This window comes from Paenarthrobacter sp. TRD_SC_7 (assembly GCF_056156245.1).
Map to the genome: position 1 here is coordinate 4580725 of NZ_CM149587.1, position 22620 is coordinate 4603344.

Annotated in this window: 25 protein-coding genes; 6 read left to right on the forward strand and 19 right to left on the reverse strand. The window is 59.4% G+C overall.

Translation table 11 applies throughout. From position 1 onward, the window contains the following. Positions 1 to 95 precede the first annotated feature (95 nt). From AC0J5Z_RS21720 to AC0J5Z_RS21730, 3 genes are all read right to left on the reverse strand, one after another. On the reverse strand, positions 96 to 1061 hold the full coding sequence (locus AC0J5Z_RS21720; protein WP_475036468.1) for a carbohydrate ABC transporter permease: 966 nt from the start codon (positions 1059 to 1061) through the stop codon (positions 96 to 98). After that, entirely contained in the window at positions 1058 to 2023 is a 966-nt protein-coding gene (locus tag AC0J5Z_RS21725) for a carbohydrate ABC transporter permease (protein WP_475036469.1), read from the reverse strand. Before AC0J5Z_RS21725 ends, AC0J5Z_RS21720 begins: the two co-directional genes overlap by 4 nt. Positions 2024 to 2119: 96 nt before the next feature. After that, complete coding sequence (locus AC0J5Z_RS21730) at positions 2120 to 3466, reverse strand: ABC transporter substrate-binding protein (protein WP_178993582.1); 1347 nt, start codon at positions 3464 to 3466, stop codon at positions 2120 to 2122. Positions 3467 to 3716: 250 nt separating this feature from the next. Between AC0J5Z_RS21730 and AC0J5Z_RS21735 the strand changes: the two genes are divergently transcribed. After that, positions 3717 to 4118 carry a helix-turn-helix domain-containing protein gene (locus tag AC0J5Z_RS21735; RefSeq protein ID WP_475036470.1) on the forward strand — a complete coding sequence of 134 codons (402 nt, stop codon included), beginning with the start codon at positions 3717 to 3719 and terminating at the stop codon, positions 4116 to 4118. Between the two features lie 5 nt (positions 4119 to 4123). On the opposite strand, the gene AC0J5Z_RS21740 is transcribed toward AC0J5Z_RS21735, so the two are convergent. The 7 genes from AC0J5Z_RS21740 to AC0J5Z_RS21770 form a co-directional block, all read right to left on the reverse strand. Next, a complete protein-coding gene (locus tag AC0J5Z_RS21740) occupies positions 4124 to 4780 on the reverse strand; it encodes a DNA alkylation repair protein (RefSeq protein ID WP_475039830.1) in 657 nt (218 codons plus the stop codon). A gap of 144 nt (positions 4781 to 4924) precedes the next feature. After that, on the reverse strand, positions 4925 to 5536 hold the full coding sequence (locus AC0J5Z_RS21745) for a hypothetical protein (protein WP_475036471.1): 612 nt from the start codon (positions 5534 to 5536) through the stop codon (positions 4925 to 4927). Further along, a complete protein-coding gene (locus AC0J5Z_RS21750; RefSeq protein ID WP_475036472.1) occupies positions 5533 to 6180 on the reverse strand; it encodes a hypothetical protein in 648 nt (215 codons plus the stop codon). Before AC0J5Z_RS21750 ends, AC0J5Z_RS21745 begins: the two co-directional genes overlap by 4 nt. After that, on the reverse strand, positions 6177 to 6557 hold the full coding sequence (locus tag AC0J5Z_RS21755; RefSeq protein WP_475036473.1) for a hypothetical protein: 381 nt from the start codon (positions 6555 to 6557) through the stop codon (positions 6177 to 6179). Before AC0J5Z_RS21755 ends, AC0J5Z_RS21750 begins: the two co-directional genes overlap by 4 nt. Beyond that, the gene (locus AC0J5Z_RS21760) at positions 6554 to 6745 is read right to left on the reverse strand and encodes a DUF2273 domain-containing protein (protein ID WP_475036474.1); all 192 of its coding nucleotides are present in this window, start codon (positions 6743 to 6745) and stop codon (positions 6554 to 6556) included. The genes AC0J5Z_RS21755 and AC0J5Z_RS21760 overlap by 4 nt, the downstream gene beginning before the upstream one ends. Next, positions 6742 to 7188: an Asp23/Gls24 family envelope stress response protein gene (locus AC0J5Z_RS21765; RefSeq protein ID WP_475036475.1), complete on the reverse strand. Its 447-nt coding sequence runs from the start codon at positions 7186 to 7188 to the stop codon at positions 6742 to 6744. The genes AC0J5Z_RS21760 and AC0J5Z_RS21765 overlap by 4 nt, the downstream gene beginning before the upstream one ends. An 89-nt stretch (positions 7189 to 7277) precedes the next feature. Beyond that, positions 7278 to 7796 carry a hypothetical protein gene (locus tag AC0J5Z_RS21770; protein ID WP_475036476.1) on the reverse strand — a complete coding sequence of 173 codons (519 nt, stop codon included), beginning with the start codon at positions 7794 to 7796 and terminating at the stop codon, positions 7278 to 7280. Positions 7797 to 8042: 246 nt separating this feature from the next. On the opposite strand from AC0J5Z_RS21770, the gene AC0J5Z_RS21775 reads away from it, so the two are divergent. Continuing rightward, a complete protein-coding gene (locus AC0J5Z_RS21775) occupies positions 8043 to 8654 on the forward strand; it encodes a DUF6318 family protein (RefSeq protein ID WP_475039832.1) in 612 nt (203 codons plus the stop codon). A 223-nt stretch (positions 8655 to 8877) separates the two neighbouring features. Continuing rightward, positions 8878 to 9603: a PKD domain-containing protein gene (locus tag AC0J5Z_RS21780; RefSeq protein WP_475036477.1), complete on the forward strand. Its 726-nt coding sequence runs from the start codon at positions 8878 to 8880 to the stop codon at positions 9601 to 9603. A 26-nt stretch (positions 9604 to 9629) separates the two neighbouring features. On the opposite strand, the gene AC0J5Z_RS21785 is transcribed toward AC0J5Z_RS21780, so the two are convergent. Beyond that, positions 9630 to 10457, reverse strand: coding sequence for a glycerophosphodiester phosphodiesterase (locus tag AC0J5Z_RS21785; RefSeq protein ID WP_475036478.1), 828 nt, complete (start codon positions 10455 to 10457; stop codon positions 9630 to 9632). Between the two features lie 9 nt (positions 10458 to 10466). Then, on the reverse strand, positions 10467 to 11216 hold the full coding sequence (locus tag AC0J5Z_RS21790) for an MgtC/SapB family protein (protein ID WP_475036479.1): 750 nt from the start codon (positions 11214 to 11216) through the stop codon (positions 10467 to 10469). 545 nt (positions 11217 to 11761) lie between these two features. Here AC0J5Z_RS21790 and AC0J5Z_RS21795 point away from each other — a divergent pair. From AC0J5Z_RS21795 to AC0J5Z_RS21805, 3 genes are read left to right on the forward strand one after another with little or no spacing between them, the layout of a single operon-like run. Further along, on the forward strand, positions 11762 to 12685 hold the full coding sequence (locus tag AC0J5Z_RS21795) for a carbohydrate ABC transporter permease (RefSeq protein WP_475036480.1): 924 nt from the start codon (positions 11762 to 11764) through the stop codon (positions 12683 to 12685). Then, a complete protein-coding gene (locus AC0J5Z_RS21800) occupies positions 12682 to 13563 on the forward strand; it encodes a carbohydrate ABC transporter permease (RefSeq protein WP_475036481.1) in 882 nt (293 codons plus the stop codon). Before AC0J5Z_RS21795 ends, AC0J5Z_RS21800 begins: the two co-directional genes overlap by 4 nt. A 59-nt stretch (positions 13564 to 13622) precedes the next feature. Then, complete coding sequence (locus AC0J5Z_RS21805; protein ID WP_475036482.1) at positions 13623 to 14990, forward strand: ABC transporter substrate-binding protein; 1368 nt, start codon at positions 13623 to 13625, stop codon at positions 14988 to 14990. A gap of 100 nt (positions 14991 to 15090) precedes the next feature. On the opposite strand, the gene AC0J5Z_RS21810 is transcribed toward AC0J5Z_RS21805, so the two are convergent. From AC0J5Z_RS21810 to AC0J5Z_RS21840, 7 genes are all read right to left on the reverse strand, one after another. Beyond that, on the reverse strand, positions 15091 to 15939 hold the full coding sequence (locus AC0J5Z_RS21810; protein ID WP_475036483.1) for a sugar phosphate isomerase/epimerase family protein: 849 nt from the start codon (positions 15937 to 15939) through the stop codon (positions 15091 to 15093). 2 nt (positions 15940 to 15941) lie between these two features. Continuing rightward, positions 15942 to 16778 (reverse strand): carbohydrate ABC transporter permease, encoded by an 837-nt coding sequence (locus AC0J5Z_RS21815; protein WP_475036484.1) that lies wholly within the window; start codon positions 16776 to 16778, stop codon positions 15942 to 15944. Beyond that, a complete protein-coding gene (locus AC0J5Z_RS21820) occupies positions 16772 to 17743 on the reverse strand; it encodes a carbohydrate ABC transporter permease (protein ID WP_475036485.1) in 972 nt (323 codons plus the stop codon). The genes AC0J5Z_RS21815 and AC0J5Z_RS21820 overlap by 7 nt, the downstream gene beginning before the upstream one ends. 11 nt (positions 17744 to 17754) lie before the next feature. Beyond that, on the reverse strand, positions 17755 to 19077 hold the full coding sequence (locus AC0J5Z_RS21825) for an ABC transporter substrate-binding protein (RefSeq protein WP_475036486.1): 1323 nt from the start codon (positions 19075 to 19077) through the stop codon (positions 17755 to 17757). A 215-nt stretch (positions 19078 to 19292) separates the two neighbouring features. Then, complete coding sequence (locus AC0J5Z_RS21830; RefSeq protein WP_475036487.1) at positions 19293 to 20399, reverse strand: LacI family DNA-binding transcriptional regulator; 1107 nt, start codon at positions 20397 to 20399, stop codon at positions 19293 to 19295. A gap of 60 nt (positions 20400 to 20459) precedes the next feature. Beyond that, positions 20460 to 21338 carry a PfkB family carbohydrate kinase gene (locus tag AC0J5Z_RS21835; RefSeq protein WP_475036488.1) on the reverse strand — a complete coding sequence of 293 codons (879 nt, stop codon included), beginning with the start codon at positions 21336 to 21338 and terminating at the stop codon, positions 20460 to 20462. Positions 21339 to 21419: 81 nt separating this feature from the next. After that, positions 21420 to 22421 carry an SIS domain-containing protein gene (locus tag AC0J5Z_RS21840; protein WP_475036489.1) on the reverse strand — a complete coding sequence of 334 codons (1002 nt, stop codon included), beginning with the start codon at positions 22419 to 22421 and terminating at the stop codon, positions 21420 to 21422. Positions 22422 to 22620 lie beyond the last annotated feature (199 nt).

Sequence of the window (22620 nt, forward strand, 5' to 3'; positions counted from 1 at the left end):
GCCGTTGCTCCGCCTTCACCTTAATTGTGGACTTGTGGTTTGCAGCCCTCGGTTACGCAGCGACGTAATGCGCTGCGTAACCGAGGCTGCAGTTCCTAGCCCTTGAGGCCGCCGGACAGCAGGCCGCGCACGAAGTAGCGCTGCAATCCGAAGAACACCAGGAGCGGGATGATGATGGAGACGAATGCAGCCGCCGGGTTCAGGTAGTCCCTGGCGCCACGGGTACCGGAGAGTTCCGCCAAACGCTGCGTAATCGGAGCCACGTCAGCCGTACCACCGGAGAACACCAGTGCCACCAGCAGGTCATTCCAGACCCAGAGGAACTGGAAGATGGCCAGCGATGCCAATGCCGGGACGGAGAGCGGCAGAATGATCCGCCAGAAGATGGTGCTGTGTCCGGCACCGTCCACCCTTGCCGCCTCGATGACTTCACCAGGGATTTCCGAGATGAAGTTGTGCAGCAGGAAGATGCCCAGCGGAAGGCCGAACATGGTGTGGGCGATCCACAACTGCGCGTAGGAGCCCGCGGGGAGCTGCAGGGTCTGCGTAAAGAACTGCAGGAGCGGAATCAGCGCCATCTGGAGCGGGATGATCTGAAGGGCGAAGACGAAGATGAAGAGTGCGTCGCGGCCCTTGAACTTACCCCAGGCGAAAACATAGGCAGCCATGGATGCCAGTACCAGCACGAAGACGGTGACCGGGATGACGATCGCTATGGAGTTGACGAAGTACTGGGAGAGGTTGGCAGATTGCGAGCCCGCCGGGACCAGGACGTCCGTATAGTTCTTGAACGTGAACTGCCAGTCAGTGAACGCATTCCACCAACCGTCGGAGCGGGGGCCAACCTGCTTGGCGGCGGGACGGAATGAGGTAACAAAGAGACCGAACGTCGGGACGGACCACACGACGGCGATAATGATCGCTGCCGCTGTTGCCCACTTGGACGTGAGCTTGGTCTTCACCCGCCGCATCATCGGCTGGGCATCCTCGGTGGGATCGGATCCAGGACGCTGCCGGGTGGCGCCCTTCGAGGCCTCTTTCGGGGCTGGCGTGGCTGTCAATGGATCTCCCTTTGCTTACGAAGGACTCGTGCGTTGTACACAACGATGGGCAGCACCATCAGGAACAGAACCAAGGCCAAAGCCGCACCGCGTCCCGGCTCACCGGCCCGGAAGGCCTGAGTGTACATTTCGTTGGCAACCACCGAGGTGTCGTAGTTTCCGGCGGTCATGGTTCTCACGATGTCGAACACCTTCAGGGTGGCGATCGTAATGGTGGTCAGCACAACCACCAGAGCTCCACGGATACCCGGGATAGTGACGTTACGGAACTGCTGCCACGCGTTAGCGCCATCCAGTCGGGCTGCCTCGGTAAGTTCCACCGGTACTCCCTTGATGGCTGCCGACAGTATCACCATTGCGAAGCCAGTCTGGATCCAGACCATCACAATGATGAGGAACATGGTGTTTCCCGGTGCGTCGAGGAGGAACTGCTTGGGTTCCATCCCCAAGGCGACGAGGAAGAAGTTAATCACACCGGTTTGTTCGATGTTCGGACCGCGGTAGTCGTAGACGAGCTTCCAGATGATGCCGGCTCCCACAAAGGAGATGGCCATTGGCATAAAGACGAGCGACTTAAGTACCTTTTCGCCGCGGGCCTTGTCAATGAATACTGCGTAGGCGAGTCCAAAGCCTGTGGACAGCAGGGGAACCAGGACGGTCCAAATAACGGTGTTCCGCAGCGTGGTCAGAGCCTCAGGCTGCGTGAACATCCATACAAAGTTGTCAAGACCGTTGCCATTTCCACTGGCATCCGTGAAAGCCAACATCGACGTGCGGATGGCCGGATAGACCAGGCCCACCAGCATCAGGATGGCCGCGGGGGCAAGGAAGCCCGCAACGGTTACTTTGTCCTTGACCGATTTAGGTGCTCTGTCCACCAGCAGCATGATGAGGCCGATAACCGCTGCGAATATCGCCAGGGCTATCACTACTTGTAGGAGTTTTTCTCCAATAAATTCCATACCCAACCTCCGGGGCGTGAGTGAATCACTAAGTTCCGGGAAAAGCACTGCCTCCCCGGCTGGGAAGACCAGCCAGGGGAGGCAGTGCTTTGGGATTTAGCTCTTAGGCCAGCTTGATTCGATGCTGTTGGCAACATCCTGTGAGGACGTGCCGTTGATCCACTGCACGATGCCCTTCCAGAAGGAGTTGGAACCAACTGCACTCGGCATCAGGTCAGAGCCATCGAAACGGAAGACGGTCTCAGGGTCCTGAAGGATCTGGACGGTCAGCTTGTCGAGGTTCGACTGTGCGTTGTTGGGGTCCAGGCCCTTGTTGGCACTGACTACGCCGCCAAGCTTCACGCGGTTGTTGGCAAAGTCGGCGCTGGCCAGGTAAGCCAGGAACGACTGAACTTCAGCGGTGTCCTTGTATGCGCCTACCATCTCGCCGCCACCGGTGACTGCCTTGCCCTTGCTTTCGTCAATCGGCGGGGTGATGAATGCCCATACGTCGCCATCCTCAGCAACGTTGGTTCCTGCAGGCCAGTTGGCGGCCTGGAAGTTAGCCTGGTGGTGCATGGCGCAAGTGCCATCCAGGACCGGCTGGCCAGCCTGTGCGAAACCAGTGCTCAGGATGGTGCGGACGTCACCGAAGCCACCGTTGACCATGTCCGGGTTGAGCAGGATGTCGCCGGCCTTGTTGAAGGAGTCAACGATCTTGGGGTCGTTGAACGGGATCTGGTGAGCCACCCACTGGTCGTAAACCTCGGGGCCATGGGCGCGCAGGACCACGTCCTCGATCCAGTCAGTGCCAGGCCAGCCAGTTGCCTCACCGGATTCGAAACCGGCGCACCAGGGCTTCATGTTCGGGTCATCCGCGGCGATCTTCTTGGACAGTTCGATCATTTCGTCCCATGTCTTGGGAACTTCCCAGCCCTTGTCCTTGAAGGTCTTGGGCGCGTACCAAACAAAGCCCTTGACGTTCGCAAGCATCGGAGCGGCGTAGTACGTGCCGTCCACCGTTCCGTACTTCTTCCAGTCCGGAGACCAGTTCTTATCCACAAGATCAGAGACGGTCTTCGGAGCGGGTTTCAAGTAGCCTGCCCGTGCCTGGGTGGCAAGAAGGCCGGGCTGCGGGAAGATCGCCACATCAGGGGCGGTGCCGGACTGGGCACGCACGCCAATCTGAGTTTCGAATTCCTTGCTGCCCTCGTACTTGACGGTGATGCCCGTGCAGTCTTCAAACTGCTTCCAGGATTCCTCGAGGTTGGTTGCTTCAATATCGACGATGGTCGAGTAGACGGAGACGGTCTTGCCGTCATGCTTGCCATAGCTTTCGTAGGCGGAGCAATCGTCCGACCCGGCGGTGGATCCCCCGCCGCCACCATCTCCGCTACAGGCGGAAAGGGTAAGTGCCAGAACACCGGCGGCTGCGACCGGTAGCAGGTACTTGGTTTTCTTCATGCTAAAGACTCCTCGCTGAGTACAAAGATTCGGCGGCGCAATTGATGTGGTGACGCTCACACTAGCCATCTTTCCGGCAGGAATGCAAGCGCTTACACGTAACGTAATCGCATTGATACCAAGCAGCCTGCTTATTTCGCTACGCCGTCCGTGGCGCACCTCGGGCAGGGCAGTTCCGGATACGGCGCTCTCCGCGTGGAGCCGGCACTCGATTTGTTTACCCAGTGTTGCCTATGGAAAAGTGGGAAGCGTGGACGAACTTGAAGCACTGCAAACCATCGGCCGCTTGATCAAAGAAGAACGCCTGGCACAAGGGCTGAGCCAGGTTCAGTTGGCCAAGCAGGCTGGCACCGCCATCAAGACGGTCCGCACACTGGAGTCAGGCACGCGACGTACCCAGGAAATCAATCAGCGCAAGCTTGAGCATGCGCTGGGTTGGCGGGCCGGGTCGGTTTCCGAGGTCCTGAAAGGAAAGTCCACCTTCGCCCCGGAAATGATCACCCCTGACGACATGCGCTCGGGAGACGAATCACGGCAGGGGCCTCCCCGCGTTACCGTTCCTGCGGCTCCGATAGCCAGGGCCTCGCATCTCTCCGACGAAGAACTCCTCGCAGAACTCACGTACCGGATGATGCACCGCAACAGGGGCTGATGAGCCTATTTCACTGACTGACGCCGCACCATCTCATTGATCCAACTGGGAGCGAACGGCGACGTGCAGTTAGGCGGTGTGGGATAGTCCTTGAGGACCTCCAAGCGCTCACCGATGTCCAAGGCCCTGACCCGGTGCTCCGGGAATTCAATCCCAATCTGGGCCAAGCAGTGGTTCATGGCCCACTGAAGGCGATCCTGAGCGCCCTTCATGTGGGCCTCAATGATGTCGAGCAGTTGCACCAGGTCCAGGCCTTCGGGCTTCTTGACGACTCGTTCGGAGGTCAGCGCCCAGCCGGCGCTTGCCACTACGGGATCCGGGTCGGAGAACCACGCCACCCGCAGATCCTCGGAGTGCGGGCTTTTCTTCACTACGTAATTGACCAGCCAGTCATGCACTTTGGGAGTCCGTGCTTCGCGCAACATCCTGTCCAGCTCAGCCCTTTCGAAGGCCTTGGGACGGCAGATCAGGAGTGACAGCAACTTGGCGGCGGTGTCACCCGTGTCCCAGAGCTCACGTGAGAGCTCCTGCTGAGTTTTCAGCCTCTTCGCGACGGCACGCAGTTTGCTGAGGTTTATCCCATGGTCATCGCCGTGTTTCTCATTCACTTCACGAGCCCGGGGTTCTTCAAGTGCGGCCAGTTCCGCCATGAGCCCGGCCATCGTTGTCTCAAGCGCCGTTGCTCCAGCCACTACGTCTCCTGTTCTTCGGGTACGGGACTCAGGTTACTAACCAAGGACAGAGGCGATGAAAGCTATATCCCGCTCTTGAGCATCTTCGACCCCAGCTCCTTGGTCTTGAAAGAGTCAGCGGACCCGTTCGGCTTTAGTGAACCTGGATCGGGCACCGGAAACCATGTGCACCAGCACCGGGGTCTTTTGTCCGATCACAAGGTCCAACGCTTCAACAAGCTGGGACACTTCCGCCGCGAGGATGTGGGGCGCCACTCCTTGCCTCGGTTGGATGCGGATTCGCAGACCCGGCCTGCCCTTCACCTCAAGGGTCGCCACGGATGCACCAGCGAGGTCCGTCCGTTCAGACAAGGCGGCCCGTAGCACCTGTTCAGCGACGCCCCCGCCGATCCGGACTTCACCGTCCACGTCGCTGTCGTCGTCGCTGGCCACCAGAAAGTTGGCCCGGCCTTTGCCTTGCTGCGATAACCAAGCGATCATGGCAATGATGATGGCCATCAGGATCAGGCCTGCGACGATCCACAGCCAGCTTTCTTCACGTCCTGGGAGGTGCGTTTGCCTGAAGGCATTTTCAGCGCCCGCCCACACAGAAGCAGACCAACCATGCCACCACGTGGCCACTGCCGGGACGGTGGCCAACAGCAGGAGAAGCAGCCCGACGGCCAGCAGTTTCACGCCGATGATGAAGAGCAGCACGCGGTTGAGGGCACGCGGTGTTCCGTTCATGCTCCGATCACCCCCGAGGATGCCAGGTTCACCCTGACAGCAGGCATCGGCACTAGCGACATTTCCTCGAGTTCGGCCTGCACAGCCGTCAGCACTGCCTCTTCGCTGACCCGGCTGCCCGAGGTTGGCCGTACGTTCACCACAACCAATTGTCGCGAGACAACCACCATGACCTGTTCCTGGGTGACGTTAGCGGCAGTTCGTGCACGACGTGCCAGCGCAGAGGCCAGGACTTCGTCATCAACCACGACGGCGGTGCGTGGGTCCCGGAGTAGGTGACGGGCGCGCCTGCCAGGCAGAACAGCGTGGAGGAGGAAGGAAAGTCCGACCATGGCGATGACGGCACCGCTCGCACCGAGCAACAGTGGTGAGATGCCTTCCGGGAGAGTGATGATGCGCTCCGCTGCCGTAGTGGGATCAATGAGCCAGGGTGGCTGCCCGATGGCGCGGACACCTGCTTCGAGGAGTGCGTAGACACACAGAACAATGACCAGGACGGCCGCAATAACGGACGCTCCAGCGCGGGAAGAATGCGTCTCACGGCGCAGGATACGGCTCATCTCGGGGTCTTCCCCGGCAACCGGGCTGGCTCCCGCGTTCGGGTCCATTGACTTCAATTGTTGTGTTTCCTGATCCTGGGTCACTGGACGCGGCCTCCCTCAGTGACATGCGCTCCACTGATCCTGACATCCACCCTGCTGAGTTGGGAGCCGCTAAGCCGCGTCACCGTTTCAAGAACAAAAGCCTTGGCCGCCACGGCACGATCCCAGATGGACCCTCCAAATCCTTGGACACGCTGCGGATCACGCAACACCTCGGTCAAAGCCGGGACGCTGATAGGTGCCACGATGGACAAAGCCAACAGTCCGTCGTCGTCCGCCCAATCAGCTCGGATGTCATGGGCCTCAACGCCGAGCGCCTCCGCTGCTGCGGCCCGAGCCAACGATGTCAATGCCTGGGTACTGATCCGGTTATGGCCGGCCAGGCTGGTGGTGTACTCCACAGCCTCAGCCACGCTCATGACGAAGAGCGCCGGCCCGTAATGGCGTCCAGCACACTGCGGAGATCCAGCTTGCCCTCAGCCGCGCGGCCAAGCAGCGCGCCGATGCCCATGAAAAGCAGGGCGATCAGGAAACCCCATAGCCCGAACGATAAAGACATGAAAGCAACGAAAGCGCCGATAGCGATACCCACCACGGTCATGCTCATTGGAGTGCCTCCCTTTCCACGACGATTGTCTTGCTTCCCGCGGGTTTGGCCGGTGGTGCGATGAAGACATCGGTGATCTCGATATTGACCTCAATTACCTGAAGTCCAACGAGCTCCTCTACGGCGCGGTATACCGCGGCCCGGACCTGGTTGGCGACGCCGTGCAGGGGATGACCGTAAAGAGCAACCAACGTGATGTCCACCGCCACTTGGGTTTCCCCGACCTCGGCGCGGACGCCTGTTGCATGGTCCGAGCTGCCGACGGCGTCGCGAATCGCCCCTAACGCACGGGACGGAGCCGAGCCCAAGGAGTAGACGCCGGGCACTGTGCGGGCAGCGATGCCCGCTACTTTGGCGACGGCCGCCTCGGAGATGATGGTGCGTCCGGTACCGGGGATTTCGCCCCCGGGTACGGGATCAAGCTGCACGTTCTGGTCTTCCATGGAGCACTCCCCTTCTCTTGAGTACCACCCTAGCGTCTAGCTCCGACGCTTTGGGAGAAGCATTGGAGAGAAGGGAGCGCGCGCGGCGGCTACTTGCAGTTCTTCTCGGTCCAGTCCTGGATGGGCTTCATAAGTTCTTCAAACTGCCCGTCGCCGTATTTGCTGAAGTCCGAGCCGGCGGCCTCGGTGAAGGCCCGAAGTTTCTCGAAAGCGGGCTTGAGTTCTTCCGGCACCTTGCCCTGCATTTGGGACAGCTCCTGCTTGGCCTTCTCGATGTCCTCGGGCTTGCCTCCAGCCATTGCCGCCAACGGCAGGATGGTGACGCTCAACATCGTGGCACTTACCGAAAGACAGGCCTCGGACATCGATCCGAACTCGCCGTAGACACCTCCGGTTCCCGCGGTTGCGTTGGGGTTCGCGCTTGCATTGGGGTCCGCGCTTGCGCCCACATCCGCGGCGGGCGCCTCCGACGACGACGCCGCACTGGGCGTGGACTGCGCAACAGTCGTCGGGAAAGAGCAGGCGCTGAGAGTCAGCATGACGATGAGCAAGGCTGCAGATAGCAGGCGCCCGGATATGGACAGGCTTGGGCGTTCGATCGTGACCATGTTTCCCCCAATAAGATGCGTGCGATGACAAGCCGGCGAGGCAAGAATACGCCGGGGACCAAGCGGAGACCATAGGCGGGTTATCCACAAGCAGGAATTCGTGACTGGGACGCCCTTGTTCACCCGACCTAGACTGGCCGACACATCACCAAAGCAGCTGCTGGGGAGCCTGTCATGCCACGCCACTCGTTCACGTCTTCGCCTTTTGTTCGCGCGCGGCATGCGGTTTGGGCTCTCGCTCTTGCGATGCTTTTGAGCGGCTGCCAGGGCGGCGCCACACCCAGCAGCCCAGCCTCCCAAACAGTCTCGACGACGGCGTCGCCCACCTCAGGCGGTTCGTCGCCGGTTGTTCCCTCAGGGAGCCCGGCCACTCCGTCTCCGTCGGCGCCCGCCGCGTACAAGCCCGCTGATGCACACGGCAAGGCACAGAACGTGCCCGTTCCCGTGATGCCCGAGCTGGCGAAGGAGAATTCAAAGGAAGGGCTGGAGGCGTTCATTGGGTTTTACTATGCGGTTAAGAACTACGCCAACGAAACAGGCGATATTACAAACCTCTCCGAACTCAACTCTCCCGAATGCACGGCGTGCGGCAAGCTGCTCGATGGAACGACCGACAGTTACATCAACGGTCGTTGGATGGCTGGAGGACGAATCACAGTACCTACGATGGAGCTCGACTGGCAGGCCGACGACTTGTCTCATCTGGCAAAAGTCCAGTTGATTCAAGACTCGATTACCTACTACAACTCGGACGGTACGGAAGGGCGCCCGGCAAGTGCCGCGACCAATAGTGCCTTCGTGTTCGTCGCGCGTTTCCAGACCTCCTGGAAGGTGGTGGAGATCGGTGTCATCCGCTAACCGAGTCCTAGCCGTGTTTGCCTGTATCGCCCTATTTTCCCCTGCCCTTCCCGCGACAGCTTCCGATGGACCGGGCGGCTCATCATCATGGGGAACTAGCAATGAAGAAGAAGGAACCATTGATGCGGGCATCATTTGGAAGTTCGACCCGATAAAGGGCGAAGCCGTTCCGGTTGGTGCCGGTTGGATTTCGGGACCTGCCTCCGACGATCCCAATCAGTACATGGCCGATACCCACTGCCGTGCCGACGGACCCGACACCAAAGACCCGGGCTGCGACGCCCTCGAATGCCCTGCCACCACACCGGCAGGCGAACAAGGCACCCCCGTGATCTGGAAGGAGGCACCAAAGGCGATCACCAACCCCGGTTGGACAGACTGGATCCCAGTCAGCGGACCCACCTGCCTTTACGATCCCGAGCCGGAGAACGTCCTCGCTAACATCGCCGCGCGGATCCTGAACGACTTCCGCCAACTCCCCGTGAACCCGGGAAGCCTCGAAGCCCAGCCATTCCCCCACACCCTCAAAGGCGGACCAACCAACTTCTACGCAACCGCCGGCGAACAAGCCTTCGACGTCACCATCCTCGGACAAGCCGTCCACCTGACAGCCACACCCGCCAACTACACCTACACCTTCGGAGACGGCACAACCCTCGGCCCCACATCCGCCGCCGGTTACTCCATCCCCGAACCCGAATGGCTCAGCAACGAGACGCGCACCAGCCACATCTACACAGACACCGGCAACTACCAAGCAAGCCTCACAACAAGCTTCACCGGCACCTACTCCGTCAACAACGGACCACCCCTACCCATCAACGGAACCCTGGACATCACCGCACCGGCAAAGACCATCCAAGTCTGGAAAACAGAAAAAGCACTCGTCGCCGACACCTGCCAGGAAAACCCCAACTCCTGGGGCTGCCCCGGAGGGGAAAAGCTGTGAGCTTGCGCGCAGCGCCTTCCCGAGGGTCAGGCCATGGAAGCAGTGTGCAGCAGAGGCAGCAATATCGGGCGGGCCGGCGGAAGCGGCTTGCCCAGCCCACTCAAGACCTGCCGGGCCAAGGCGACATCGTTCACGCAGATTCCATCCACATCAAGATCGGCTGCGGCACTGATCTCTTCGTTCGTCTCCAAGGTCCACGGGAATACCTTCAGTCCAGCGGCATGCGCTATGGCGACCAAACCGGCGTCGAGAATTTCAAGGGCCGGCGCAACAGCGGAGGCTCCGGTTGCCAAGGCCGCACCCACCAGGTCTTGAGCCGTTGACGGATAGAGACCCACTGATCGGGACGGGGTTGCCCTGCTGAGCGCGACCAAGGGGACTCCCGGCAATATGCCGGACATTGCCCTGATGATTTGGGGATCAAAGCTGCGGACCCGCAAAGCCTGCTCATCTTGATGAGCCTTCAAGACTTTCGACAGTGCAGTTACGATCCCATGACCGTACTCGTCCCAGACTGCCCCCTCGGTCTTGACCTCGATATCCAAAACGACGCTGGTGGCACTGGCAAAACGCAGAAGGGCCAAGGTTTCCGAAAGAGATGGCGCACGAGTTTCGATATCGACGTCGGTTGTCGTTGCAGGGTGCTTCTCTACCTTGGCTTCACGAAGCGTCTCAAGCCTGATGTCCCTATCATCGATAACCGCATCGTGGCGCAGCGCAAGCTGGCCATCAGAAGTGAGCCAGACGTCTACTTCAATGGCGTCCACGCCAAGACGGAGCGCCTCGACGAAGCTCGCCAAGGTATTGCCATGACGATCGGCCAATACGCCCCGATGTCCTTGAATCTCGATCATTTGCGCTCCCTACTCGGCTTCATCAACGACGGAAGCTTCAGTAACAGTGGAGAGTTGGGAGAGCTTGGCCACGATGTCCGATGCAGCCATGGTTCCTTCAATTTCCAGTTCTATTTCAATGAGGTCAGCCACCACAGCGGTTTCAGTGCCTTGCAAAAGCCGGTCCATCACGCCCTTGGACTCTCCCGAACCCCGCATCGTCGCGAAGCCTTGGACGCGGAATCCTTGCTCGGTACATGTATGGAGAACGTCCCTCAGCGCGCCTACGCCATCCACATAGGTAACTCTCAGCAACCACTGGTTCGGAAAGCCGAAGCGAAGTTTCCGGGTCACCACAGGGTAGACGTAGACAATGATGAAATGGGCTGCGGTAACGAACACCGCGGGCCACACCAAGCCTGCTCCGGCAGCAGTGCCGACGGCCGCAGTCACCCAGACGGAAGCGGCCGTGGTGAGGCCCCGCACCTGATTCCGCCTCACGAATACAAGCCCAGCCCCGATGAACCCTATGCCGGACACTACCTGGGCGGCCAGGCGGGAGGGATCCAACCTCACCAGGTCCACCGTCAGCACATCACTGAACCCATATTTGCTGACCACCATGAACAGCGCGGCACCCAAACCCACCATGGCGTGTGTTCGCATACCCGCCGATTTGTTCTTGCTCTGACGTTCAAACCCAATGGCGGTGGACAATACGAGCGCCACGGCCAAGGCCAAGCACATATGCCACCACTGTGTATCAGCACTGAAGATCACTTCATGCTCCTGTTCCTCTTATTCGGTTGGTCCCCCCTCTTCTGTAGTCCAGGTGGAAGACCCAGTCCGATAGCGGATGTCCCAGGCAGAAGCAGCTCAATAGTGGAACGCGGCGTGAACCGGTTCTGCGGCCAATGCTTCCAACGGGCGGACGCTGCAGTCAATGGCCCTGCACGTTTGTGCAGATCTCAAACAATGCTTTGTCAGAATGTAAATACATGATATTTTACGGGCTCCCATGAGCGCAGAAACCCCGTAGTGGCGGCGAAAACAGCGAGATCCACAATTCCAAAAATGAGCCTTGTGATAGCACCCGTAAGTGTGTAGGTTGATGAATGGCCTGAGGTTAGGTTGTCAGGTCAAATATGAAACAGATGCTTTTCAGCAAGTGCTAAATCGCCCGGACAGCGATGACGAGGGGGTCAACGTGAGGGTTCCTTATGGGCAGATCAAACACAAATGGCGCACCGGCCGCCGCCTCTACGGCGCCGGGTGGAATGCATAAACGAGTTCACACGGAAAGCCGCGGAGCGCAAGAAAGCCAGGTGTCGGTCAACAGACCGCCGATAGCCGGCATCAAGAGCCGACGCTGGAATCGAAGAACGCGCAGGGATGCCTGGGTCTTTGCCGCATTTGCGGCACCCAATGTCCTGCTCATCCTTCTATTCACTTACCGTCCGCTCATCACGAACATCTACTACTCCACCCTGGACTGGACCCTCGGGGCCGCCAGCGCCACCGCCGTGGGTGTAGGCAACTACGTGGAGTTCTTCACCTCCCCGGATGCTTCAAGCGTCTTGGGCGTGACCGCCGTATTTACCATCACAACCGTTGGCGGCGCGATGATCCTGGGACTTCTAGTGGCGCTGGCCCTCAACCAGAGACTGAAGGGCAGGACATTTGCACGGGCCGTGGTCTTCGCGCCCTACGTCCTTTCAGGCGTCGGTGTCGGCCTGGTATGGCTGTTTATCTTCGATCCGACGTACGGCGTCCTTTCCTGGATCCTTCGCGGCGTGGGGCAGGCAAGTCCTCAGTGGGTGAATGATCCGAAGCTTGCGCTTGTAATGGTCATCATCGTTTACGTCTGGAAGAACCTCGGCTATTGCGCTGTGGTGTACCTGGCGGGCCTGCAATCCATTCCCACCCAGCTCATGGAAGCCGCTTCCCTGGACGGGGCCAGCAATGTCCGGCGCTTCTTGTCGATTGTGGTTCCCTTGCTGTCCCCCACCACGTTCTTCCTCCTGATCACCTCACTACTCAGCTCCCTGCAGGCGTTCGACATCATTCGGATCATGACGCCGTCAGGCAACGGGACCAGCACTTTGATCTTTGATTCCTACCTTCAAGCGTTCGGCTCCTACAACAGGGCGGGATACTCGGCAGCTATTTCTGTTGTGTTATTCGTCGGCCTACTCATCATGACAGCCGTGCAGTTGCGCTTTGTGGAGCGAAAGGTTCACTACTCATGAGCACTGACACCACTGAAGCTTCTCCCAATCGCGAACGCCCACTCTCCTGGCAGAGCCTGAGCAAAACGATCGCCGGAGGCTACGTTCCACTCCTCCTGGCAACGCTCGTAGTCTTCCTCCCTCTCCTGTGGATGATGTTGTCTTCACTGAAGGCACCAGGGGAAATAGTCACAACAAACCTGACGTTGCTCCCGAAAGACCCGAACCTGCAGAATTATGCGGACGCAGCGTCCACCGTGCCGTTCGCCCGGTTCTTCCTCAACAGCGTCATCGTGACCGTTATTGGATCCACGATCAAATGCATCCTGGCCGTTTTTACGGCCTACGCACTGGTCTTTGTCCGGTTCCCGTTCAAAAGGGTCATCTTCCTGCTGATCCTGGTGGCACTGATGGTCCCACCGCAGGTTTCCGTCCTTCCCAACTACGTGTTGATAGCTGGAATGGGAGGGCTGAATACCTATTGGGGGATCATTCTTCCGGGCTTGGGAACTGCGTTCGGCACCTTCCTTCTGCGCCAGCACTTCCTCACCCTGCCTCCGGCAATTTTGGAGTCGGCGGAGATCGATGGTGCCGGACATTGGCGAAAGCTCTGGAAAATTGTTGTGCCGGTGTCAGTGCCAAGCATCGCGACCGTTGCGTTGGTAACCATCGTTTCCGAATGGAACGAATACATCTGGCCACTGATTGTCACGGACCATCCGGACATGATGACCCTTCCCGTCGGGCTGACGCAATTGGTCAATAGCGATGGCAGCACGCAGAACTGGGGCATGCTCATGGCCGGCGCCGTGATCGTCCTCCTGCCGATTCTGCTCATCTTTGCTACGTTGCAGCGATACATCGTCTCCGGCCTCACTCAAGGCTCAGTTACAGGCTGAAGCCCAACACATCGAAGTTCTGCTCAATGCATTTCGACCACTAGAAAGGCAGCTTTTCCATGTCGATATCACTTACCCGAAAGCACTTCCTCGGTTTGGCCGGAGCCACTCTTGGCGCCGCCGCTATGGCAGCGTGCGCCGGACCCTCCACCGACGGTGCCGGCACGGCGCTCAAGACGCTCTCCCCGGACGAATGGTCCAAGGTGAAGCCGGCCTCAAGTATCAGCTTTATGTCCAGCCACCCAGGAAAATCACGGGACACGGAACAGAAGCTGATTGAAGCCTTCCAAGCAGCAAACCCGGGCATCACGGTCAACCTCATCACGGGCGGCTCAAATTACGAGGAAGTGGCGCAAAAGTTCCAAACCGCCCAGGCAGGCAGTGAAGTACCGGACGTCGTTGTCGCTTCTGACGTGTGGTGGTTCCGATACGCCGTCTCAGGCGCCATCCTGCCAATCGACGATCTCCTGAAAGCGGTCGGCGCGAGCACTTCCGACTACAGCCCCGGCCTGATCGGCGATTACAAGCATGCTAGTCAGCAATGGGCCGTCCCGTACGCCCGCTCCACACCGTTGTTCTACTTCAACAAGGCACACTTCAAAGCTGCCGGAGTGCCTGAACGCGCACCTGCAACCTGGGAGGAATTTGCCGAGTGGGCGCCCGGAATCAAGGTGGCAAACTCGTCGAGCTCCGGATACCAGAATGCCTATCAGTACCCGGCGATTGCGGGTTATGCCGGGTGGACCTTGCAGAACGTTCTCTGGGGGCAAGGCGGCAGCTGGTCAAAGGAATGGGACATTACGGCGGATTCAGAGGCGTCCGTCGCTGCTATGCTGTGGGTGCAGGATTCCATCGTGAAACACGGCTGGGCGGGAGTCTCGTCCAAAAACGCCATCACCGATCTGCAGGCAGGGGCCGTAAGTGCCACCATCAGCTCGTCCGCAGACCTGGCCGCCACCTTGAAGGCAGCGAAGGAAGCAAACATGAGGATCGGCGTCGGATTCTTGCCGGGAGGCTCCGCCGCGAGTACGCAAGTTTGCCCAACCGGAGGCTCAGGCTTGGTGGTCGCCAGCAAGACTTCACCGGAACGTCAGCTGGCAGCCACCAAATTTGTGACCTTTATGACCAACGCACAAAGCACAACGGCCTTGTCCGCAGCTACCGGGTATCTTCCGGTGGCTGAAGCAGCAGACATTTCGTCGATTGTTGCACAGACACCGGAGTTCAAGACCGTCGTGGACCAGCTCAAGGTAACCAGAACCCAGGACTTCGCACGGACGTTCCTCCCCGGCGGAGACCAAGAGCTAGCCAAGGCTGCTACCAAAATCATGAACGAAAAAGCCGATGTGAAATCGACGCTGACCGAGCTCAGAGGAACCTTGGAAGGCATCTACAACAAAGATGTGAAACCTAAACTAAAGGCCTAGCATCTCCGTGGCGTACCGCTCGCGTCGCCGCCCACAGGGTGTGCGACGCGAGCCTGGCGGAAGGACCCCCACCCCTGGGCTACCCCGGCACGGGAACCAGCTAAGCCACCAGCTGCGCCAAGCTAGCCTCAACAGCATCGATGCATCGCGCTACGGCAGCGCGGGGCTCCAGCGAGTAGGAGCCGTCACCAAAGAGTTCAAACGTCAGGGCTCCCCTGTAGTTCAACTGACTTAGTTCGCGCAGAATCTCGTTGAGGTCCAGGAAACCGTCGCCCCAAGCCAGGTGTCCGGTGGGAGCGCCGTCAACCAGGTGAACGTGTCGGATGTCCTCGCCGAAAGCGTTGGCGTAGTCGCTGATGTTTTCTTCCGCTGCTGCCACGGCAACAGTGTCAATCACCACCCCCAAAGTTGAGGAACCGACGTCGTCGAGCATCGAACGGAGTGAGCCGACGTCAGTGACGAGGTTCGACTCGACACGTTGAAGGGGCTCAAGGACGCACGCCACCCCCAGTTCGGCGGCCCGCTGAGTGATGGTTTGGAGGCCTTCAACGGACCGTACCCAAGCGCCCTCACCTGGTTCGTCCTCGTAGCCTCGTCCCGCAGTCAGGAACAAAAGCGGAGATTCCAGCTCAGTGCACACCTCCGCCGCACGTAAGAAGTACTGCACGCTTTGATTTCTGAGCCACTGCTCCCCCGAGGCGATGTTGACGGGATAGGCAACCTGCTCCGGGGTAAGGCAGGCGACGGCGAGCTCCCGCTCCAGCAGCAGTCCCCGCACTTTTCGCAGATGCGCTGAATCAGCTTGGGGAATGTGAAGGTGCGGGGCGATACCCCACAGCTCCACTGTGTTCCTTCCCAGTTCGGCCATGTCATCGAGGCAGCGCTCAAGCGTGTGGTGCTGGTAGGCGAAGTTTGAACCACTGACCTGATCCATGCCCAGTACGCTCATGTCTACTTACCAACTCCATCGGCGAGACCACGAATAAAGTACCGCTGCCCGGCAAAGAAGAGCACAATCACTGGAATTGCCGCGATTGCCATGCCCGCGAACACCACGGGGTAGTCCGTACCGTGCTTTGACATGAGGTTGGTCAGCCCAACGGGCAGGGTTTGCAACGCTCCTCCGCTGGTGAACACCATGGCGAACAAGTATTCGTTCCACGTAAACAGGATGTTCAGGAGGACCGTCGAAACCAAGATCGGCTTACACATGGGCAGAATGACCTGCCAGAACGCCCGGGCCTTGGAAGCTCCGTCCACGGATGCCGCCTCATCTACCTCGGCAGGCAAGTCCATCATGTAAGCCCGGATAAGGAACGTTGTGAACGGAACACGGAACGCCGTGTACAGAATCAGCAACGCCCAGAGGTTGTTGTACAGGCCCAAGCTTTGGAACATCTTGACCAGCGGAATCAGGGCAACCGTGGGAGCAAGCATGAGGCCGCCAAGGATGAGAACGAGCACCACCCTGTTGAAGGGGATGTTCACCCTGGTCAGTCCATAGGCTGCCCAGGCACTGATAAATACAGTCGCAACGGTGGAAGCAACCGTGACCAAAATGCTGGTCGTCAGATAGTCACCCACTCCCCGATTCCATGCAGTGACGTAGTTATCCCACTTCCACGCAACAGGCAGGGCGAAGGGATTGGAGAACAGCTCGGAGTTGGACTTCACGCCGTTCAGCATCATCCACACCAAGGGATAAATAACGACGACGGCGAGGGCAACCAGGAACGCTTTGATCAGGACCCGTCCGAGTACCAGCAGTACAGCTGAGCGCGTCACCATTGGACCCTCCTTTTCTTGGAGATACGTAGCTGAATGACGGCCAGGACCAGGGTGATGATGAAGACAGCAGTGGCGACGGCGGCCGCGTAGCCAAAATCGTTGCGGACGAACCCGCTTCTGTAGAGCCAGGTGCCGAGGACCTGGCTGGAGTTGTTCGGCCCTCCGCTGGTCATCACCATGACCTCGTTGAACACTTGGAAGGCTCCGGACACCGTGACAATCATCATGAGACCGGTCATTTCCCTGACAAGCGGCAAAGAAATCGAAAAGAATCGTTGGAAGGGGCCCACGCCGTCGATGGACGCTGCTCCATACAGTTCGGAGGGAATCCGCTGGAGCGCCACCGAAAAGAGAAGTGTGCAGTACCCGAAGCCTTGCCACTGACTCATTGCGATAATGGCAAAGATCGCCGTGTTTTCCTGGCCCAGCCATGCCTGAGTGAAGTTTCCGAGGCCCAGGAAGTCCAAGGCTGCGTTCAGGATGCCCATCTCGGGTTCGTAGATGAAGTAGAACAAGAGACCAGCGACTGTCAGTGAGATCGCGGAGGGTACAAAGTAGATGGCCCGCAGGATTCCCCTCCATCGTTGGCTTCGTAGTCCCTCGATCATCGCAGCGAGGATCATCGCCCCGAATACCTGGAATGCGATGGAGATGATCGCGTAGAGCGTGTTGTTAAGGAGTGACTTCCAGAAGATGGGGTCATTGAACATGCGGACGTAGTTATCCGCCCCCACAAAGGTTTGTCGGCCACTGTAGATATCCCATTTGAGGAAACTGAAGCCAAGGTTTTGCACCAAGGGCAGGTAGGCGAAGGCGCCTAACAGCAGGACCGCCGGCAGCACCCACACAACGTTGCGCCAGCGACGTGTTCGGGCGGATTTGGCTGTCCGGCCTTTCGGTGTCCTAGTGGAGACAGGTGCCGGAGGTGGAGCCGCAGGCTTCCAGGCAGTATCGGATACGGTCATGGCGTTGCCTGCTACTTTGCTGCACTGGAAGCAGCTCGGACGGAGGCAAGAACCTGATCAGGGGTCTGCGTTCCGGCCACCAAGGCCTCCCCGCCGGCGAGCCAGGCATCCGCAACAGCGGGAACAGTTACGGAGTCCAACCAGGTTATCGCCGCGGATGCTTCATTTACTTGCTTGATCCCCTCGATGACAGGCCCTGAGGAGTTCTCCGTGGAAACAGCGCCTTTGACCGCGCTCGGCTGCCCGTACGGTGGAGCAGAGAGTTTCGCAGCATTCTGGCTGTTGGTGGCGAACTTCATGAAATCAGCTGCAAGTGCCGCGTTCTTTGAACGCGCATTGATGATGTAGCCCTCGGGGGAACCTTCAATGGCTTTCGGATCGCCCTTGGCGTCTGTTGCCGCCGGAAGCTTGAAGATGCCAAGTCCATCATGCTTGAGCTTTGAATCGGCAGATGCGGTGGAGTCGAATTCAAGGATCTCCTGGTAGTACATCCCTGACTTCCCCTCGGCCAAGGCCTGCTGCGCCGTAGTGTAGAGAACTCCGTTGGAGTCCTTGCCGCTACCGGTGCACTCATTGACCAAAGTGGTGAACTGTTCCATGGCCTTGAGGTAGCCCTTGTCCTCGAGCTTGGCCGTTTCCGGGCTGAAGTCGGCTTGCAACGTCTCGGCCGGCACCTCGTAGGCGAAAAGTTGCTGCAGGTAGTGGAGTCCCGGCCAACCGTCCTTGTTTCCGAACGAGATCGGCTCGTAGCCGGCCCCCTTGAGCACGGAGCACGATGAGATGAGTTCGTCGAAGGTGGACGGCGGTGTGAGGCCGAGTTCGTTGAAGATCCGCTGGTTGTAACCCATGAACTTGCCGTTGTTGTAGAGCGGCACTGCGAAGTACTTGCCGTCTTTGGCAAATGCCTTCAGTGCGGATTCGCCGAACTTGTTTCCCCACTCGGTGCCGGGGGCAATAACCGGGGTCAGATCTGCCGCTAATCCTCCATCAATGAAGTTGTTGGCCCAGCTGCCAGCCCAGGTGAAGTAGATGTCAGGCATGGCCTGGGACGCAGTCAGCGTCTTGGTCTTGTCTTTGATGCTCTGGTCCGTCTCCTGGATGAGATCGAAGGACACTTCCGGGTGCAGCTTCTTGTACTCTGCAGCCAGATCCTCAAAGTACGGTTCCAGTGGGTCTCCGCCAAACTTCGTGAGGATGCTGAGGGTTCCTGTGTACTGTGGCTCAGCGTTGGGATCCAGGACAGCAGCCGGCTGGCTACCGCCGTCGGAACAGCCGGTAAGCGCCAAAGCGGCGCCGGCCAGCAATGCCATCAGTGATTGGGTGCTTTTACGCATCATTTCTTCTTTCGGTCGAAGGGCCGATCAGCCGGGGCTCCTCTATGGGAGTGGGAAGACATGCCCGCCGTTGGGATGTGCTTCACGGAGACGGGCTGAAGGGGTAACTCCTGAGATGGGATTTGGGGAGGTGGAACATGTGATACCGGTACCACAGTGAATCATGATTTGAGGCAGCGGGGAAGAGAGCTAGAGGAAATTACACGAGGGAATTTCTATTCGCCGCGGGCAGCGCGCACAGGGCCGTCCGACGAGCGGGCGACGAGTAGGGAGGGCAGGACATGCTTCTTCGGGGCAGACGTATCGCCGTCGATCCTCGCAATGAGCTGCTGGGAAGCGACGGCCCCCATCTGGCGCATGGGTTGCTGGATCATCGTCAGCGGCGGTTCCATGACGGCAGCCCAGGGACTGTCGTCGAACCCGATCAGGGAGACATCCTTCAGCAGACGCAGGTTTTTGGCCCGCAAGGAATGGAGCGCCCCAACCGTGGCCTCAGTCTCGGTGGTGAAGATGGCAGTTGGCGGATCCGCAAGAGCCAGCATTCCACTAACAGCCCGCGTCGCCTGGCCCTCATTCTTGAGAACGTGGGTGATGAGGGCAGTGTCAAAAGGGATCCCCGCCTCTTCGAGCGCATCGAGGTAACCCCTCAGCCGTTCACCATCACTCCAGAGGGCCTCATCCAGGATGCTGTGCATTTGTTTCAAGTCCGTCGCCGGGCTCAGGGTCACCGGCCCCCACGCGAACGCTATGCGCCGATGACCATTGTGAATGAGCGAGGCTACGGCCGATCGCGCAGCTTCCCTGTTGTCGATGACCACCGAATCCGTCTCCAGCTTGTCCACCAATCGGTCGATAAGCACTACAGGAGTTCCGCGATCAATGGCGTTGGACAGATGCGAGACGTCGTCGCTCCGGCCGGCCGCGGAGGCCACAACGAGGCCATCCACTTGCTTTGCCAGCAAGACAGCGATGGCATCGCGCTCCAGCTCAAGCTTCTCGTCCGTGCTCAGGATGATGGCATCGTAGCCGGCCGTTTTCGCGGTTTCCGAGATGCCCTTGAGCACCCCCGAGAAGAACGGGTTGGCCACGTCCGCCAGCACAATTCCAAGGGTTTTGGTGACCCCTGTGGTCATGCTTCGAGCCAGAGTGTTCGGTTGGTATCCCAATTTCTCGGCGGCCCGCATCACCTTGGCCCGTGTGGCTTCACTGACCGATCCATAGTTCCCCAGGGTTCGGGCAACCGTGGCCCTCCCCACTCCGGCAGCTGCTGCTACTTCGGTGATGGTGGGGGCAGCCGGGTGGTTCTGATGATCCGTCGCCATCCGGCCCCCTTCAGTTGTGGAATCCGTGTTTGCGGTTCCGTCCGTTGATTTGTCTCTGCATCAGATCCTAGTAGCTACCTCGACTGCCCTGCCGTAACCAAAGGCGCCCTCCACATAACACTGGGCCGCGGCCGACTCGGCCCCTCGGGCCAGGGCTTTCTGCAAAGCGTCCGACGGCGGCCGGTACGTCCGGCTCCAGCCTGAGCCAAGCAGACTGACCACGAGTCCCGCCAGGAAGGCATCGCCGCAACCCATCGTGTCCGCGAACCGCAGCGGGTCCGTAGGTGCCGCTGCCTGCGTGAGGAAGCGTTCGCCGTCGTACATGATTGCGCCTGACTGACCGCGCGTCCCCACCACAAGCGAAACGCCCGCCGCATGGACTCGCCTGAGGTCATTTTCGACGGCGGCAACGGTCATGTTTCCGCACGACAAAAGCGCCAGGTCCACGTAAGGCGCCGTCTGCATCAGATAGGAGTCTGCTCGACGCTCCGGCTCGGACGAGTAATCAAAACTAAGCAGCGTCCCTGTGCTTCGAACGGCAGGCAACTGGGGCTCGGACGCAGAGTAGACGCTCGAATGCACCAGATTGGCTGAGGCCAGGTACTTCAGGTGTTCATCCTGCAGCACGAAGGGATCGCTCGTGGTGACGCCTCCTTCGTTCCAGCCCAGGAAGATCCGGTCGCCGTCCACCACCTTGATTTCAGTGACCCCGTTGAGGCCATCGCGGATGATGCACTGACTGGTGTCAACACCCTCCGCATCAATGGCATCGCGGACAAAAGCGCCCAGCGGATCCGAGCCAAAGACGCCGAGGTAGGCAGACTCAACGCCCAGCCGGCGGGCAAAGACCGCGACGTTGACGCAGTTTCCCCCCGGGTACATCACTTTGCGGTCGAGAAAACGGTCCACGATGTTGTCCCCGAACCCGATTACTTTCATGCTCTTCCTGTCTCGAATCTGCGGGCCCGGGCAGAGCCGGGCCCGCAGCGCGGCCTTATGCCTTTGCGGGCGACGTGTTGGTCAGTATTCGACCACCCGGTAGTAACGGCGCAGGTCCAGGGAGTGGTTGCGGACGCGTTCGAGGTGCTTGCTGAAACGGTCAAGAACCGTGTCCAGAATCAGCGGGGCAAGAAGGGCACGGAATCGTGGGCTAACCCCCGGGAGTTCGTAGTCCTTGCTGTCCAGCAAGGTGGTGTTCTTGTTGTAGTTCTCGGCGAACTTGGCCACACGGTCCATCAGCGGGCGGGTCTCGTCCTCGCCCAGGAGCAGCATGAGGCTGGTGTCTTCTTCGATGAGTTCCAGTGAGCCGTGGAAGAACTCTGCACCGTGCACGCGGGTTGTGCGGAGCCACTGCATCTCTTCCAGGATGCACATGGAATAGAGGTAGGTGAGGCCCCACAGGTTGCCGGTGCCGACAAGGAAATGGTAGTCAGCGTCCTTGTTCTTCTCGGCGAACGCTTCCGCCACGGATTCTGCTTGACGGGCGACGCCGACCAAGCTCTCGGGAACGGTCTGCATTTCAGCAGCCAGTTCCTCGTACCCTTCAAATTCGCCCCTCGCGTCAAGGAGGCGGGTGCTCAAGAGAATCATCGGGATATCAAAGGGCCAGGTTTTAGGCTCGGTCACCAGTGCGACATCGAGGGCCTTGGCGAAGGGGCTATCCCCGAATCCTGTAAACCCAACGGTGTAGGCACCCTTGGCCTTGGCAAACTCGATGGCCTCGATAACGTCTTCCGTGGTGCCCGAAACGGAGGCAAAGACGGCCACGGAGCCGGGGCCGAACGTGGGGTCGTCCGTGAGCATGAGCTCCTTGCCGATGGACGCACGGACAGGCAGGGTGGAGCGGGACCTGATGAAGTGCTCGTAGGGCAGCATCGCGGCATAGGTTCCGCCAGCGCCAATGAGGAACAGGTTGGTCAGCTCCCGCTGCTGGATGGAGTCAACCACCGATTCGATCTGCCCCTGCAACGCCAGTGCGCTGCGGGTCTGCGTGAGGAATTCCTCTTCTTTGAAGCCAAGCACGGATGGTCCTTTCAATAAGACGACCTGAGACTGTTGGAACATGTTGATACCGGTATCAACATGTGATCATCATGGTGTCATGGGGAATCGGGGGCGTCAATAGGTTGGGCTGGGGTGGTTTGTTCGGGAGAAAGAAAGTGGCCTTGGCGCACTGAAGCGTTAAGGCGCCCCAGCGAGGTCATCCTGCCCGCGGGATCCC

Coding starts and splice junctions, on each gene's coding strand:
- AC0J5Z_RS21825 (WP_475036486.1), bottom strand. CDS start 19,077: ATGCGTAAAAGCACCCAATCACTGATGGCATTGCTGGCCGGCGCCGCT.
- AC0J5Z_RS21780 (WP_475036477.1), top strand. CDS start 8,878: ATGGCCGATACCCACTGCCGTGCCGACGGACCCGACACCAAAGACCCG.
- AC0J5Z_RS21800 (WP_475036481.1), top strand. CDS start 12,682: ATGAGCACTGACACCACTGAAGCTTCTCCCAATCGCGAACGCCCACTC.
- AC0J5Z_RS21740 (WP_475039830.1), bottom strand. CDS start 4,780: ATGGCCGGGCTCATGGCGGAACTGGCCGCACTTGAAGAACCCCGGGCT.
- AC0J5Z_RS21835 (WP_475036488.1), bottom strand. CDS start 21,338: ATGAAAGTAATCGGGTTCGGGGACAACATCGTGGACCGTTTTCTCGAC.
- AC0J5Z_RS21755 (WP_475036473.1), bottom strand. CDS start 6,557: ATGAGCGTGGCTGAGGCTGTGGAGTACACCACCAGCCTGGCCGGCCAT.
- AC0J5Z_RS21760 (WP_475036474.1), bottom strand. CDS start 6,745: ATGAGCATGACCGTGGTGGGTATCGCTATCGGCGCTTTCGTTGCTTTC.
- AC0J5Z_RS21785 (WP_475036478.1), bottom strand. CDS start 10,457: ATGATCGAGATTCAAGGACATCGGGGCGTATTGGCCGATCGTCATGGC.
- AC0J5Z_RS21765 (WP_475036475.1), bottom strand. CDS start 7,188: ATGGAAGACCAGAACGTGCAGCTTGATCCCGTACCCGGGGGCGAAATC.
- AC0J5Z_RS21745 (WP_475036471.1), bottom strand. CDS start 5,536: ATGAACGGAACACCGCGTGCCCTCAACCGCGTGCTGCTCTTCATCATC.
- AC0J5Z_RS21725 (WP_475036469.1), bottom strand. CDS start 2,023: ATGGAATTTATTGGAGAAAAACTCCTACAAGTAGTGATAGCCCTGGCG.
- AC0J5Z_RS21805 (WP_475036482.1), top strand. CDS start 13,623: ATGTCGATATCACTTACCCGAAAGCACTTCCTCGGTTTGGCCGGAGCC.
- AC0J5Z_RS21815 (WP_475036484.1), bottom strand. CDS start 16,778: ATGGTGACGCGCTCAGCTGTACTGCTGGTACTCGGACGGGTCCTGATC.
- AC0J5Z_RS21820 (WP_475036485.1), bottom strand. CDS start 17,743: ATGACCGTATCCGATACTGCCTGGAAGCCTGCGGCTCCACCTCCGGCA.
- AC0J5Z_RS21770 (WP_475036476.1), bottom strand. CDS start 7,796: ATGGTCACGATCGAACGCCCAAGCCTGTCCATATCCGGGCGCCTGCTA.
- AC0J5Z_RS21830 (WP_475036487.1), bottom strand. CDS start 20,399: ATGGCGACGGATCATCAGAACCACCCGGCTGCCCCCACCATCACCGAA.
- AC0J5Z_RS21775 (WP_475039832.1), top strand. CDS start 8,043: ATGCTTTTGAGCGGCTGCCAGGGCGGCGCCACACCCAGCAGCCCAGCC.
- AC0J5Z_RS21730 (WP_178993582.1), bottom strand. CDS start 3,466: ATGAAGAAAACCAAGTACCTGCTACCGGTCGCAGCCGCCGGTGTTCTG.
- AC0J5Z_RS21810 (WP_475036483.1), bottom strand. CDS start 15,939: ATGAGCGTACTGGGCATGGATCAGGTCAGTGGTTCAAACTTCGCCTAC.